This window comes from Spirosoma sp. KNUC1025 (assembly GCF_045160025.1).
Taxonomy (GTDB): Bacteria; Bacteroidota; Bacteroidia; order Cytophagales; family Spirosomataceae; genus Spirosoma.
Genome location: NZ_CP087139.1, coordinates 2,561,014 through 2,575,984, shown reverse-complemented (window position 1 = coordinate 2,575,984; position 14,971 = coordinate 2,561,014). Strand labels below are relative to the sequence as shown.

Below are 14,971 nucleotides of genomic sequence, written 5' to 3'. Positions count from 1 at the left end.
TCTTATGCCTGACTATCGAACTAACAACAAGGCTCCCGTACGAACAGTTTTGTGGCCGCTCGCATCTTCTACCTCTACGCGATACATATATTGCCCCGTACCAGCTGGCTGACCATTAATTAATCCATTCCAGCCTTTGGTCTTATCAGTTGTACTGTAGATAATATCGCCCCAGCGGCTATATATATTCATCAAAAAGCGCTCCGAAATAATTCCTTTGGGCAAAAACTCGTCGTTTCGTTGATCACCGTTGGGTGTAAACGCATCAGGCATCCAGATTTTGGCCTCACCAAATAAAGTCAACGAATTCGAATAACTGATTTTGCTGCCTGATGTAGCAATAATTCGATACGTATAAGACGACGCATTGGGGTCGTTGGGTTTCGGCTCGTAGTGCGTACTGGTACCCAGCGAAATCCGTTGACTTGTTCCACTCAGTGAGTCAGTTATTTCTATAGTATACTCGGTTACCGGACCCGGCAAAAACGGCGATTCGCTGGTCCAGTCGAGACTCGTATTGGCTTTTGAACTCAGGTAGACCGTACATACCGGCTTTGAAGGCGGCAACGTAAGTCCGCAAACACCCTGATACGTAATCTGGTAACAATACGAACCCGACGATGGATCGGCGCCATTATCAACAAAAACACTGTCGTTCACGATGGTCCCTACTGGCCTGAACGTTCCGGATGAGCCATCTGAACGGCTGACAACCAATGTGTAGCTAGACAAGATCCCGGATACGGGCTTTGCTAACGTAACGGCTACCCTCGGTCGGTTATTCTCGATGGATACAACGACGTTATTGACGCTATCCGGTACGTCGCCATTGACCCCGGTTACGCAGACGGAAGCCGACGTAACCTCTGTTTGCGCCACACTTCCGGCAATGGTCGCCACAAGGCTGTAACAATATTGCGTGCCACATTCAATATTATCCTCATCTGTATAGGAAGACCTGTTCTGATCTACCACTGTTCCACCGATGGGCGTCCTGTTCCGGGTAATGCGATAAAATCGAAACTGCCCCCCATTGGCAACCCCTGCATATGGCTGCCAGCTGAGCGTATTCTTCTTATTGGCTGGTTTCACGTCCAGCACAAGGCTACAGACCTCATCCGATTTTATACCCGAATTACTGCAAACATCCTGTGCTACTACCTGAAAGCACTGCACCTGCCTGGCGTCGGTCTGAACGTTGAATGTTCCGGTACCGGCGTCCTGTTTGCCTGTATCCGTATATACGCCGTTTATCTTTTGGAGCAGCTGCACCGTTGCGCCCGTACCGGCCTGATACTGAATCGAAATACTGTTGTCGTTCAGCGTCTTAAGAGACGTAATGGCTGGCTGGGTTGCCGCTGGCACCAGCCTGACTGTTTGAGGGGGCACCGGCGACCGACAGATAAAAGGCTCTGAGGAGCCATACGCTCCTTCAACCGTTATAGTACGTGTGTCGGAGCCATTGTCGATGTAGGTATGTTCCGGATTGGCTTCCATTGCGATCCGGCTCAATTGCTCAATATTGCCATCGCCCCATTGAATAATGTAAGTATCGTACTGCCCTAACGTCGAGATGTTGGGCGTAACCGTCACTTTTCGCCCGGCGCAGGATTTAACCGTTACCGAAATTGGGTCAAGCGGCAGGACCGTAATGGTTTGGCAGGCCAGCGCCCGTAACCCATTGCTCGTACCCACCTGAAGTATGGTGTAAGAACCCGGCTTGGTGTACGTGAAACTTGGTCCCGTTTCAAACGTAGTGGGAATGCCTTTGCCGCTGTATTGAGACACATAGCCAACGGCGGCCAGATTGGCAGGCACGCTGCCTTTCACAACTGTTACGGCACTCCCAACACAAATTCTTGTTCTATCCAGCGTAAATCCACCCACTTCAGCGCCTTGTGGGTTTACGCAATAATTGTTGTTTGGGTCCTGAGCAAACAGCGAATACGAATGAACAAGCCCGAACAGCCAAACAACAAGCAGCCAACGAACCTGCGAACAGGTTTGCTTCACAAATTCAGTCGGCCACAAACGTAAAATGCGCACGTAAACTATTTTTTTTAACGTTTTCAGAGTCAGACATTTTCCCTTCCAGAAAACAGGTTGAAGACCATTTCCGCCTGAACTTAGGCTTCGTTTCCTAGAGAAAATGGCTACTAATTTTTTCTTGAATCAATGGCCGGAGTTTAAGAACGCTATCGAATCAGCAGCAACGAACCGGTGCGAACAATTGTCTGATTACTTATATCTATCACTTCGATCCGATACATATACTGACCAACGTTTGCAGGCTGCCCGTTAATTAATCCATCCCAGCCTTTGGTTTTATCCGCCGTACTGTACAAAACCTCTCCCCAGCGATTGTATATATGCATCTGGAAGCGTTCAGCGTACAATCCTTTCGGCAAAAACTCATCGTTCATGTTATCGCCATTGGGCGTAAACGCACCCGGCACAGTAAACTGATCCTCCCGTTCAAAAACGACGTAGTTGGAATAACTGGTATAAGTACCCGACTTGGCAACAACCCGGTAGATGTAAACAACCTCGGTTGGACTACGGTCGTAGTGCGTAGTAATGCCGACGCTCTTCTCGCGGTTACTCACGGAATCCACCAGTTCAATCGCATAATCCGCCACAGAACCCGGCGAGAAAGGGGAGTCGGCATTCCAGTCCATCGACCGGATAGACGACGAGCTCAGGTGAATGGAACAGGCAGGCTGTGAGGCAGGAAGCCCCAAACCACAACCGCCCTGATATTCGACCTTATAGCAGTACGAACCCGAAGCCGCATCGGCACTGGCATCCACATACGTATTCTGGCTGGCTAGCGAAGTAAGAGGGCTATACGTACCCGAAGAGCCCTCTGCCCGACTTACCAGAAGAGTATAGCTGGCGGGCGTTCCGGCAGTGGGTAAATTGACGGTTAAATTCGGATGATTGTTTGCCACCGATACAACAATGTTTCCCAGATTATCCGGTACGGTACCACTTATACCCGTTACGCAGGACGGAGCCGATGTAACGATGGTTTGGGTCGATTTACTGGCCAGCGTAGCGACGAGCCTGTAGCAGTATTGAGTCCCGCAGGTTACGCTGCTATCCGTATAGGTTGTACTGGTCTTGGTGGTTATAGCGGAGCCAACCGGCGAATCGTTACGTGTGATCTGATACTGTTTAAACAGCGAATCAGCTCCGGCATATGGCTGCCAGTTAAGTGTATTTTTCTTGTTAGTCGCCCTGGCATCCAGTACCAGACTGCAAACTTCATCGGAATCCAGCGTAGTGCTTCCACATACATCCTGAGAAACGACCTTAAAACACTGGACCTGGGTGGCGTCGGTTTTTATCTGAAAAGTGCCGGGGCCCGTTGCCCGCTGCCCTGTGTTCACATACGTACCGTTTACCTTCTGATACAACTGTACGGGAGAGGCTGCGCCAACCTGGTATTGAAGCGTAATGGTTCCATTGTCAGCAGCGGTCAAGGCCTGAATAATGGGCTGAGATATTTCAGATGCCAGCGCAACTGTCTGCGGATTGGATGAATTACAGAGCGAAGCATTGAGCGACCCATATACTCCATCAACACTGACAGTTACTGCGTTAGGCGATGTGGCGGCATAGGAATGCTGTGGATTAGCTTCCAGTTCTGCCCGGCTCATTTCTACAGGAAGGGTGCCATCACCCCAGTTGACAACGTACGTATCGTACTGGCCAAGCGTAGCTGAATTTACCTGTAACGTGACCTCTCTTCCTGTACAGGATTTAGCGGTAAACTGCACGGGCTCAAGTGGCAACACTGTTATCGTCTGGCATTTTATTGCCCGATTTCCGTTTAGCTGGGCTACTTGTAATATGGTATACGTACCCGGTGTGGGATACGTGAAAACGCTCTGCAATTGCCGGTTCGAAGGGATGCCGTCGCCCTTGTAATCGGGCACATACGAAATATCAACCAGGTTGGGGGGATTAACGGCTGTTACCCGTATTCTGTCTCCAGGACAAATCCGAATCCTGTCCAGCGTAAAGCCGCCCGTAGCAGCCCCCTGAGGATTGGTACAGTAATTATTGTTGGGATCTACATCCTGGGCAAATAGCGGGAGCGCTTGCGCAAAAAAGAACAGTAAACCAATTAGCTGCCATCGTACCCGTACGTTGGTTTTTCCCCTGCAATCAGTCAGCCACAATCTCAAAAAACACACTACAGGTAAAAGGTTCATCATCCGTTGAATCAGGGGGTTTCGTTTGATAAAAAACGACACATTGGACATTTTCGCGTTGAGCGAAACGTATCTTTCTTAAAATCAGTTTTTAGAGCAAACATCAGGAAACCTAACCAACTTGGGTCTCCATAAAGCTGGTCTACTGGACTTCAAAGATAGCTCCACCGACACGCATCAACCAAATAATGAGTTACAATAGTAGTAATACAGAAACCCAGAGCCAGGTGCCTTCGGATAACCTGGACTCAGCGCCCATTCGGCTGGACAGTATTGAAGAAGCCATTGCCGATATCAAGGCTGGAAAAATCGTGATCGTTGTTGATGACGAGGACCGCGAAAATGAAGGAGACATGATCTGCGCGGCCGAAATGATTACGCCCGAAATGGTCAATTTCATGATTCGCGAAGCGCGTGGCCTTATGTGTGCACCACTCACTCAGGAACGTTGCGATGAATTAGGCTTAACCATGATGGTGACCAGCAATACGTCGGTCCATACAACGCCTTTTACGGTGTCGGTCGATTTGCTGGGACACGGATGCACAACCGGCATCTCGGCCTCTGACCGATCGAAAACCATTCAGGCACTGGTTGATCCGAACATCAATCCGGATGATCTGGGTCGGCCAGGGCATATTTTCCCGTTACGGTCGGCAGAGGGTGGCGTTATTCGCCGGGCCGGCCATACAGAAGCGGCTGTCGACCTGGCCCGCATGGCCGGTCTGGCTCCTGCGGGTGTGCTGATCGAGGTGCTGAACGAAGACGGAACTATGGCCCGGTTGCCCGAATTGCGCGTCATGGCCGACCGCTTTGGCATGAAGCTCGTCAGCATTCAGGACCTGATTGAGTATCGGCTACGTACTGAATCGTTGATTCGACGGGAAATTGGTGTAGATATGCCAACCTCCTGGGGTCATTTTGATCTGATTGCCTTCAAACAAAGCAATACCGGCGATACACACCTGGCGCTTGTGAAAGGCACCTGGGAACCGAATGAGCCGATTCTGGTACGTGTGCACTCGTCCTGCGTGACGGGTGATATCTTCGGTTCGTGCCGCTGCGACTGTGGTGCTCAATTGCACGCGGCCATGCAGATGGTCGAAAAAGAAGGCAAGGGCGTAGTGGTGTATATGTTTCAGGAAGGACGCGGTATTGGCCTGCTCAACAAGCTGAAAGCCTACAAACTTCAGGAAATGGGCCGCGATACGGTCGAAGCCAACCTTGAACTTGGCCTGCCAATGGATGCCCGCGATTATGGGGTAGGCGCACAGATTCTGCGCGACCTCGGCGTACGGAAATTACGGCTTATGTCGAATAATCCCCGGAAACGCGCGGGGCTTATGGGGTACGGTCTTGAAATAATCGACACCGTACCGCTGGAGATTCAGTCGAATCCGCACAACGAGAATTACCTGCGGACAAAGCGCGACAAAATGGGTCATACCATTATGAACGAGCCCGTAAACGAAGAACAATAAGTACGGTTCGCTGTTTTTCGATAACCGATGAGTTAGTCTAGAATTGCTCGCCCACCGGATACCGAAAACGCAACCGCAAGACAACATACTACGATGAACAAACAATCATTCAAAGACCTTATTAACGGAGATAAACCCGTTCTGGTCGATTTCTACGCCGACTGGTGCGGCCCATGTAAGCAACAGGCGCCCATTCTGAAACAGCTTACCGAGCGGTCGGGCGACAAAGTACGTGTCATAAAAATTGATGTTGATAAAGCCCAGGCGGCCGCCCAGCAATACCAGATTCGCAGCATTCCAACGATGATTCTGTTTAAGGACGGCAAAATCGTCTGGCGTCAGTCAGGGGTACAACCCTTGCATACGCTGGAAGGCTTGGTGAAGCAATTCGGAGCCTGAATCAATAGCTGACTATAAAAACAAAACGGCCCGACAGACTGAGTCTGTCGGGCCGTTTTGTTTACGGCAATCATTTCGAGTTCTGCGCTAAGCCAAAATTCTTCAGATTAGTAAGCGCCGTAACATTGATGATTTTCCACTGTCCGTTAATTTTCTCCAGGGTTCGTGATTCCTTGGATGTTGTTTTGCCATGACTGTCCAACAGCGTCTGGTCGTAGGCCACGAATGCCATATTACCATTCTGGTGAATCGTGTAGTTCGCATTCTGAACAACCACTTTATCGGATACTTTCGAGCTTTTAAACTGGCTGGCAAACTGTTTTTCCAGATTGCTCCATCCTTTCACCAGCATAAAATCACCCCCATACAAATTAGCCGCAAAATGAATGTAGGGCGTATGTGCCCATGCATTCGACCACTCAGCTTTATCTCGTTTGAAAAAACCTTCAGTTTCACTACGTAACACACGCTTGATAGCTTCGTCTTCTGACTGAGCCAGACTACGCGAAACGGCACCCAACAAAAGCATAAGCACTAAAAGTGAGGTTTTCATGGCCGTAAAATGTTTATTTATCGGTCAAGGTATAGAGCTTTGTTATAATAATCAAGCTTTTTTTTGTACTTTTTTCCTATACAGTAACAAAATAACAATCGCTGCTAAGCGACCCACAAGCAGCAATTATCTTTGATTTTTTACGGCTTGTGATGCCTTTACCCTCACTCTCTCAATGCTTACCAACAATCAGCCCGATCCGGCCCCTATTACCCGACATTTACGGGCCATGTTTGGCTCACGCTTATTAATTGCCGCCGTTCATTATCTGCCCGTATTTGATGAGTTAAACAACGGCCCGCTTACAGTATCGGAATTAAGTGGGCGAATCGGGCTGGACGAACGCCCGGCGATGGTTCTTTTTCCGGCTCTGTGTGCCATGGATTTACTGGCATATGATCAGTATCGCCGGTTATACATTACTGATTTAGGCCGTTACGTAACGAAAACGCATATCCCTAATCTGGCGGGTTACGTGGGTCTGGAAAAAGACGATCCGGGGGCGGTGGAAATGGCAGTACGTCTTCGGAATGATGGGCCGCTCGATGCTCCTCAGGGCATTTCGTTTGTCAAGGAGGGCGAAGGTCCCTCGCCTATGGATAACCCAGAATCAGCCCGGCATTTTACGCTGGGGCTGGCTGGTCGAGCCAGATACCTATCCCCTATTGTTGGCGCGAATATGACTAGCTGTACGGGTCATCTGCTGGACGTAGCGGGAGGAACAGGCTACTACACCTACGAGTGGCTGCTGAACAATCCGACGGCTACCGCTACGTTGTTCGACCGGCCCTCGGTGTTGTCGGTAGCGGCTGAGCTGCTGGACGAATTTTCGGCAAGTGGCCGGCCGGGGGCTGAGCGCGTAAAAAAACGCGTTACGTTCCTGCCGGGCGATATGCTGACGGACGAACTTCCTGAAACGGATATTTTACTGGCAGCCAGCCTCTTTCATGATTGGCCAACGGCTACCTGCCAGATGCTGGCCCACCGCTTTGCCGCTGCCCTCCGGCCGGGCGGTGAATTATGGGTTCACGACGCTTTTCTGAACGATACGCTCGATGGACCACTGGCCGTTACGGATTATTCGGCCCAGTTATTTTGGAACACTAAAGGGCGATGCTACAGTCGGGCTGAATACCGGAGCTGGCTTTTGGAAGCGGGTCTGGAGCCTATGCCCGATGCCATTCCGACCCAACTGGATTATGGGTTAATCTGGGCCAGAAAATAGGTGATTTCCGACGTAATAAACGTATCGCATCTGGTGAAATGCAGTAGAGCTACCTAAACGTTTTGCTTTCCTGAATACGACAGTCGGGTATCCCTCTGTATATAAAACAAGTCAGCTTATATGGAAGAAACAATTGCTAAATCGCGCTGGTACCGGTTGTTGCCCATAGCCTTTATTACGTATAGTCTGGCGTATCTGGATCGGGCGAATTTTGGGTTTGGGGCCGCCAGTGGCATGGCTTCCGACCTGCACATTACGCCCGCCATGTCGTCTTTGCTAGGCTCCCTTTTCTTCCTGGGCTACTTTTTCTTTCAGGTTCCGGGTGCGATTTACGCTGAGAAAAAGAGTGCCAAAAAACTGATTTTCTGGTCGTTAATTCTGTGGGGTGGGCTTGCTATGGCAACCGGTATTATCAGCAATGTTACGTTGCTGATCATTATCCGGTTCATGCTTGGCGTAGTCGAGAGTGCCGTTATGCCGGCAATGCTGCTCTTCTTGAGCCGGTGGTTCACCAAAGCCGAACGCTCTCAGGCCAATACGTTCCTGATTCTTGGCAACCCGGCTACGATTCTCTGGATGTCGATTTTATCGGGCTACCTGATCAAAGCTGTTGGCTGGCGATGGATGTTCATTATTGAGGGTCTGCCCGCAATTATCTGGGCTTTTTTCTGGTGGCGACTGGTTGACGATAAACCCCAGGATGCTGGCTGGTTGACGGCGAGCGAAAAGCAAGCACTGGAAACCCAGCTGCAACGTGAGCAACAGGGAATCAAACCCGTTAAAAACTACGCTGAGGCCTTTAAATCCAGAATCGTCATTCTGTTGAGTTTGCAATACGCGCTATGGAGCATTGGCGTTTATGGGTTTGTGATGTGGCTGCCTTCCATTCTGAATGCTGCCCCAAATATGACCATCGTAAAAACAGGCTGGTTATCATCGGTACCTTACGTACTGGCCATTATTGGCATGCTGAGTGCCTCTTATTTTTCGGATAAAACCCTGAATCGCAAAGCGTTTGTCTGGCCTTTTTTATTGATTGGCGCCGTGGCCTTCTACGCTTCCTATCTGGTCGGAGTGAATCAGTTCTGGCTTTCGTTCGTCCTGCTTATCATTGCCGGCGGAGCCATGTATGCCCCTTACGGACCATTTTTCGCCATTATCCCTGATCTCTTACCCAAAAACGTAGCGGGTGGCGCTATGGCCTTGATTAATAGTTTCGGCGCCCTGGGATCATTTCTGGGTTCTTATCTTGTCGGTTATCTAAATGGCACAACGGGTGGTTTTGGTGCGTCTTACATCTTCATGGCAGGTTCTCTGTTTCTGTCGGCCATCATCACGATAGTGGCCGTTAAGGCACCTGCTACAATAAAAGTAGCAGAACCTGTACAATCCGTTTCCTGACGGTTATTACGTTCATAAAGGCATCCATCTGCCAATTTCGTCAATACAAAAACGACCCGCCATCAAAAGCTGACAGCGGGTCGTTTTGTGGACTCCGTTACTGTTTATCCTTTTATACTGCTCAGATACGTCTTATTTCCGTTTTTATTGATGTAGTATTTGCCGCCCCGTGGACCAGTCATAACTTTCTCGCCATTAGGCCCTTTCATGGATGCATCTACCGGCGCTTTGTAGTCGGCAGGCGTGGCTTTTTCCTCTTTCACCGCCCCTTTCGATGACTTACTCATCTTATCATCTTTGAGACCCGTATTATCGGCCATTTTATCCGCTTTCTTTGAAGCTTTGTCGTCCGTTGTAGTAGCGTCTGCGGTTCCCTCTTTAGCCGCTTTTTTAGCTGCCTTAGCCGCCCGTGCAGCCGCCATCCGGTCATTGATTGCAGTCTGTTTCGCAGGATCAACGGCTGCATCGGCCGTACTTTTTGCCTCAGCTTTGGTTGCTTTCGTAGCTTCCTTGGCGGCTTTTTTTTCCGCTTTCGCTGCATCTTTAGCCGATTTATCAGCTTCCTTCATTTCTTTTTTGGCTTTGTCTTTTGCCGGTTTATCATCCTGAGCTATACCATCGATAGCGATAAACAGGCCAAGCAAGAGGCAAAAGGCAGAAAGGGTCTTTTTCATGATAGTCGAATTTAGTTGTTAGATAATCAGCAAATTGTTTGTTCTTAAGACGGAAAGTTGAGGATAAAATCACGTATCGCCTACTGGAAATCACTTAAAATATTCTTAAATTTGATAGATAGATGGACGTTCGGCACGGCGTAACCAGGTAACCATAACTACGTCTTACTACTACAAAATTTATCACTCGGCACAGCCAGCAATCAATGATCGTTTCGCCCTTACAAAGTACCCAGCAACCCGCTGATTATCTCAAACGTTATTATGGCTACGACCGCTTCCGCCCCATGCAGGAAGCGATTATCCAGTCTATTTTGAGCGGACGCGATACGGTTGTACTCATGCCTACGGGGGCGGCAAATCGGTCTGTTTTCAGATTCCGGCGCTGATGCTTCCAGGACTCACGGTGGTTGTTTCACCCCTGATCGCCCTGATGAAAGATCAGGTGGGAGCGCTGCATATGAACGGGATTTCGGCGGCTTTTTATAACAGTACGCAGACGGCCCGCGAACAGCGCGATGTTGAAGATGACTGCATCAGCGGCAAGCTCAAACTTCTTTACGTCTCGCCCGAAAAGTTACTGACCGAGTCGTTTTTTAATTTTCTCCGACGATCCAACGTTTCGTTGTTTGCGATCGACGAAGCGCACTGTATTTCATCGTGGGGGCATGACTTCCGCCCGGAGTATACGCAACTGCACGTACTGAAAGAGCAATTTCCTAACGTACCGACCATTGCCCTCACAGCCACCGCCGATAAGCTGACCCGGCAGGATATCGCTACGCGGCTCGGCATGAACGACCCGGCCGTCTTTGTATCTTCATTCAACAGAACCAACCTGAGTTTGCAGGTGCTGCCCGGCCAGAATCGCCTTCAGCAGATTATGAAGCTGTTGCAGCAAAAACCCGATACGTCGGGCATTATTTATTGCCTGAGCCGTAAATCGACGGAATCGCTTTCCGCCAAATTGCAGGAGAAAGGCTTCAAGGCCGCTTTCTATCATGCCAAAATGGACCCTGAAGACCGGTCACGCACGCAGGAGGCTTTCCTTCGGGACGACGTACGGATTATGTGTGCCACAATTGCCTTTGGTATGGGCATCGACAAGTCGAACGTGCGCTGGGTGATTCATTACAACATGCCCAAAAATATTGAAAGCTTTTATCAGGAAATTGGGCGGGCAGGTCGTGATGGCGCGGCTGCACAAACGGTGCTGTTTTACAGTTTTGCGGACGTAGCGACCTACAAGGAAATGCTGTCCGAAAATAGCCCGGCGAACCTGGGGCTTCAGTTAGCTAAACTGGAACGGATGCAGCAGTATGCCGATGCCCATACCTGCCGTCGCCAGATTCTGCTGTCGTACTTTTCAGAAGAGCTGTCGGAGCCCTGTGGCAACTGCGACGTTTGTCGTGATCCGCGCGTTACGTTCGACGGCACCGTTCTGGCTCAGAAAGCCCTGTCGGCTATAGTACGTACGGGCGAGCGGGTGCCTATGAACCTCCTGATCGATATTTTGCGCGGTTCCCGCAGTCAGCAGGTGTTGCAGGGGGGTATGATCAGATAAAAACGTATGGTGCCGGGCGCGACCTTCGCTTTGAAGACTGGCGAAATTACCTTCATCAGCTGATCAATATCGGGGTTATCGAAATTGCGTACGATCAGCATTATGCATTACGTCGGGGCATTTTGGCCGACCAGGTGTTGTACGGCGGCCGTAAAATTGATCTCGTCCGGCCCGACGATGCGCCAAAACCTGTTGTTGAGAAAACCCGGACTAAAACCGAAACCCAGCGCGACGATCTGTTCGAACGGTTGCGGGTGCTTCGGAAACAACTGGCCGATGAGCAGAACGTACCACCTTACGTTATTTTTACGGACACAACACTCGAAGACATGGCTCGTCAGCGTCCGGTCACGCCCGACGCGTTACGTAACGTCAGTGGGGTGGGCGAACGGAAGTTACAGCTCTTTGGCAAGCAGTTTCTGGAGGTGATTGTCGGCTACGTTCGGGGGCGGGTACAGGCGGGTGAAAAGCCCAAAGGTTCGACTCAGCTAGTGACACTTGATTTATACAACGACGGACTGACGCTTGAGCAGATTGCCGCCCAGCGGCAGTTAACAACGGGCTCGGTTGCCGGTCATTTAGTGCAACTTTCCCGGTCTGGGTACGACATCGATTTAGTGTCGCTCATCGACCCGATTGAACGCCAGGAAATTGAAAAAGCGGTGCTCACCGTAGGGATCGAAGAAGGGCGTTTAAAGCCTGTTTTTGAGTATTTGGGCGGTCGTTACGACTACGGAAAACTAACAATTGTGGCCGGTTTAATTGGTCAATAAATTCGAGCCAGCTCAAGGCTCATTGGATAATTCTTAGACTAACTATTTGCTATATAGCAGATTATCAATTACATTCGTATTATCATTTTGGACAACCCGTTACTTCTGTGCGGGTTTTGCTGTCTTAATGTCTCACTAGAACGAATGTTATTTTGATTAAAGAAGTTAGTTTTTCTCTGCTCATGGCCGCCCTCAAACCGGCCCTCGGCCTTCCGCTAATCGGGGTCGATCCGAGCCGGTCACTTCCGTTGTCAAAAGGTCTGAACACACCCGAATTACTAGTTGCCGACTCGACCAGACACCTGTTTCCAATTTATTTTTGTGGCGAAGAAGTCCCCGTTGATGAACCTCGCGTAGGGCGTCGATGGATGCAAACAGTACGTAGTTATGGCGCACAAGAGGAGTTCCTCGTTGACCTTCGTACGAAAGCATCCACCTTCTTTCACGTCATTGATCCGATCCTTCGCAAGTACAAAATTCCCCGCGATTTTCGGTTCATGCCATTAGCCGAAAGTGCGCTGGAAAACAACAGCGTATCCTACAAAGGCGCATCCGGTTACTGGCAGCTCATGCCCGGAACAGCGCGTGAACTCGGCCTGACAGTGAATGACAAAGTCGACGAACGCTACAATCTGCCCAAGGCAACCGTTGCGGTATGCCGACACCTGCACCAGCTTTATCGGCAGCTCGGCTCCTGGACGCTGGTGGCTGCGGCCTATAATGGCGGCATTACTCATGTTCGCCATAAAATGGACCAGCAGGGGCACTCCAATTATTACCGGCTCCGGTTGCATCGGGAAACCAGCCATTACCTGTTTCGCATTCTTGCGTTCAAAGAACTGCTCACTAATCCACGCCAGTATGCAATGGTGCTCAACGGTGCAACCATGGCCCAGTTGATTAAGCCATTACCGAGCTGGAACAAACCGCTGGCGCTTCCCAAAAAGATTAAGGATGCCCCTACCGTTGAGTTAGTCGACGATGAGAATGCCACGCCTTTCTGGGGACCACGCCCGAATACGATTTTAACAAAAACCCCTTCAGATACACAGCAATTGATTGCTCAGGCCGCTTCTTTAGAAACGCCTGTCAGTGCATCAGATGCGAGTCTGGAAAAACAGGGGACCCATTTCCCGATCCGGAAACTAATGATGGGGCTGGTCGTTCTTCGCTTCCGTCGACCACGGTTTCTGAACCGGGAAAAAGGAGATTCCACTCACCCACTTCATTTCTGGGACTGGTTATAGAATCCGTTTACGATACTACATTTAGCGAAGCTGACACACAAAGTCTTTGATGTGCCGGCTTCGCTAAACGTAGTATCGTAAACAATAAACACCAGGTCAAAAACCGGTTACTCACTTCTCTGAACTAAACCCCGGTATCCATTCGTTGTCTATGGGGTCAACAAACGGCTCATTATTTTGAAAGTTGTTGCACAATACACGGTTCTGCTGCTTTCGGGCGCCTTAATTCTTGGTCATCCGGTTTCAGCACAAAAAAAGGGCACCTCCACCAAAGCAAAATCCGTACGCTTTGCTGTTGCCAGACCGCGGGTATCATCACAAGGTTTACAACTGCAGTCGCTTCATTTTTGTGGCGAAATGGTGCCTACGGCGCAGGGAGACGTATCGGCTAAACTTGCCTTTGCGCTGGCCAGCAGTTCGGGCTATATCAATCATTTGAATGGTCTCAAAGCTCGCTCAGCACCCTTCTTTGCGGTCATCGAGCCAATACTTCATAAACACAATATCCCCAACGATTTTAAGTATCTGCCACTCATTGAAAGTGCCTGGCAGGCAAACGCTGTCTCATCAGCCGGTGCCGTTGGTTACTGGCAATTTATGGACGATACAGCGCAGGATATGGGCCTGTCGATTGCAGATGGTAATGACGAACGCACCGACCTCCGCAAGTCTACCGAAGCGGCCTGCAAGTATCTGAAATTCCTGTATCATAAACTCGGCTCCTGGACACTGGTAGCGGCCGCTTACAATGGCGGTGTCGGTATGGTGCAGCGTAAGATCAGCAAGGTAGGGCACCGCGATTATTACGCTATGGCGATGAACCCGGAAACAGGCTATTATCTGTACCGAATTCTGGCCATGAAAGAGTTATTTACCAATCCATCGTACGGATTAGGCTCAATGGGCATGCTACTGGCGTCGGCTGGAAACGACTATGAGCTGGAACGTCAGCAGGCCCGGCGTATGGGTTGGCTTCAGGATGACGAGCCCGAGCCTTTGGGCGTTCCGATTGAGCCCCTGAATGGATCCTCAACTCCAGTACGTAGTGAAGCCGTCGTGATCGATAGTCTGTTGACGGAATTACTCAGGAACAGCCCTTCTTCTACTCCCGTTTTCGCTGGCGACGTAGCAGCGCGGCTAGTAAAAGCCGGTACGTTGAAAATCGGACAAAGCTGGGCATTCTCGTTAACAGAAGACATCCAGATCGGTGAGGATGAACTCAAAGCCGGTGATTTGATCTATGCTGTTGTCGATGATATCGATACGCAGGGAAATCTGTTCCTGCGGGCTACTAAAGCCATTTCTTCGCAAACGAAAGCGAGTATTTCACTTACATTGATGGCCATAAACCCGGCCACTGGCTTAGCGGGAATTCCCCGGCCAAAAGTTCTTAAACCAGGCTGGGTGGTTCAGTGGAAACTGTAATTCATCGTC

The 14,971-nt window shown here is 50.0% G+C and carries 10 protein-coding genes and 1 pseudogene; 7 read left to right on the top strand and 4 right to left on the bottom strand.

What is annotated here, in order from left to right; genetic code table 11:
* Positions 1–12: 12 nt before the first annotated feature.
* Positions 13–2,046, bottom strand: coding sequence for a T9SS type B sorting domain-containing protein (locus LN737_RS11145; protein ID WP_405518829.1), 2,034 nt, complete (start codon positions 2,044–2,046; stop codon positions 13–15).
* A gap of 149 nt (positions 2,047–2,195) precedes the next feature.
* Positions 2,196–4,223 carry a T9SS type B sorting domain-containing protein gene (locus LN737_RS11140; RefSeq protein WP_405518827.1) on the bottom strand — a complete coding sequence of 676 codons (2,028 nt, stop codon included), beginning with the start codon at positions 4,221–4,223 and terminating at the stop codon, positions 2,196–2,198.
* Positions 4,224–4,408: 185 nt separating this feature from the next.
* Between LN737_RS11140 and LN737_RS11135 the strand changes: the two genes are divergently transcribed.
* Together LN737_RS11135 and trxA are read left to right on the top strand one after the other, a co-directional pair.
* Positions 4,409–5,701 (top strand): bifunctional 3,4-dihydroxy-2-butanone-4-phosphate synthase/GTP cyclohydrolase II, encoded by a 1,293-nt coding sequence (locus LN737_RS11135; protein ID WP_405518825.1) that lies wholly within the window; start codon positions 4,409–4,411, stop codon positions 5,699–5,701.
* A 93-nt stretch (positions 5,702–5,794) separates the two neighbouring features.
* Positions 5,795–6,100, top strand: coding sequence for a thioredoxin (trxA, locus tag LN737_RS11130; RefSeq protein WP_405518823.1), 306 nt, complete (start codon positions 5,795–5,797; stop codon positions 6,098–6,100).
* 70 nt (positions 6,101–6,170) lie between these two features.
* On the opposite strand, the gene LN737_RS11125 is transcribed toward trxA, so the two are convergent.
* Positions 6,171–6,653 (bottom strand): hypothetical protein, encoded by a 483-nt coding sequence (locus LN737_RS11125; RefSeq protein WP_405518822.1) that lies wholly within the window; start codon positions 6,651–6,653, stop codon positions 6,171–6,173.
* 175 nt (positions 6,654–6,828) lie between these two features.
* Between LN737_RS11125 and LN737_RS11120 the strand changes: the two genes are divergently transcribed.
* Together LN737_RS11120 and LN737_RS11115 are read left to right on the top strand one after the other, a co-directional pair.
* Positions 6,829–7,878 carry a methyltransferase gene (locus tag LN737_RS11120; RefSeq protein WP_405518820.1) on the top strand — a complete coding sequence of 350 codons (1,050 nt, stop codon included), beginning with the start codon at positions 6,829–6,831 and terminating at the stop codon, positions 7,876–7,878.
* A 120-nt stretch (positions 7,879–7,998) separates the two neighbouring features.
* On the top strand, positions 7,999–9,279 hold the full coding sequence (locus LN737_RS11115; protein WP_405518818.1) for an MFS transporter: 1,281 nt from the start codon (positions 7,999–8,001) through the stop codon (positions 9,277–9,279).
* A gap of 104 nt (positions 9,280–9,383) precedes the next feature.
* Here the strand turns inward: LN737_RS11115 and LN737_RS11110 are convergent, their stop codons facing one another.
* The gene (locus LN737_RS11110; RefSeq protein WP_405518816.1) at positions 9,384–9,953 is read right to left on the bottom strand and encodes a hypothetical protein; all 570 of its coding nucleotides are present in this window, start codon (positions 9,951–9,953) and stop codon (positions 9,384–9,386) included.
* Positions 9,954–10,159: 206 nt separating this feature from the next.
* Here LN737_RS11110 and recQ point away from each other — a divergent pair.
* From recQ to LN737_RS11095, 3 genes and pseudogenes are all read left to right on the top strand, one after another.
* Positions 10,160–12,290 (top strand): annotated as a pseudogene (recQ, locus tag LN737_RS11105) (DNA helicase RecQ).
* Between the two features lie 182 nt (positions 12,291–12,472).
* Positions 12,473–13,537: a lytic transglycosylase domain-containing protein gene (locus LN737_RS11100; protein ID WP_405518814.1), complete on the top strand. Its 1,065-nt coding sequence runs from the start codon at positions 12,473–12,475 to the stop codon at positions 13,535–13,537.
* Between the two features lie 177 nt (positions 13,538–13,714).
* A complete protein-coding gene (locus tag LN737_RS11095; protein ID WP_405518813.1) occupies positions 13,715–14,962 on the top strand; it encodes a lytic transglycosylase domain-containing protein in 1,248 nt (415 codons plus the stop codon).
* The last annotated feature ends 9 nt before the right edge of the window (positions 14,963–14,971 follow it).

Excerpts from the sequence above, each read along its gene's own strand:
- LN737_RS11140 (WP_405518827.1), bottom strand. The coding sequence starts at position 4,223 with ATGATGAACCTTTTACCTGTAGTGTGTTTTTTGAGATTGTGGCTGACT.
- LN737_RS11135 (WP_405518825.1), top strand. The coding sequence starts at position 4,409 with ATGAGTTACAATAGTAGTAATACAGAAACCCAGAGCCAGGTGCCTTCG.
- trxA (WP_405518823.1), top strand. The coding sequence starts at position 5,795 with ATGAACAAACAATCATTCAAAGACCTTATTAACGGAGATAAACCCGTT.
- LN737_RS11125 (WP_405518822.1), bottom strand. The coding sequence starts at position 6,653 with ATGAAAACCTCACTTTTAGTGCTTATGCTTTTGTTGGGTGCCGTTTCG.
- LN737_RS11120 (WP_405518820.1), top strand. The coding sequence starts at position 6,829 with ATGCTTACCAACAATCAGCCCGATCCGGCCCCTATTACCCGACATTTA.
- LN737_RS11115 (WP_405518818.1), top strand. The coding sequence starts at position 7,999 with ATGGAAGAAACAATTGCTAAATCGCGCTGGTACCGGTTGTTGCCCATA.
- LN737_RS11110 (WP_405518816.1), bottom strand. The coding sequence starts at position 9,953 with ATGAAAAAGACCCTTTCTGCCTTTTGCCTCTTGCTTGGCCTGTTTATC.
- LN737_RS11100 (WP_405518814.1), top strand. The coding sequence starts at position 12,473 with ATGGCCGCCCTCAAACCGGCCCTCGGCCTTCCGCTAATCGGGGTCGAT.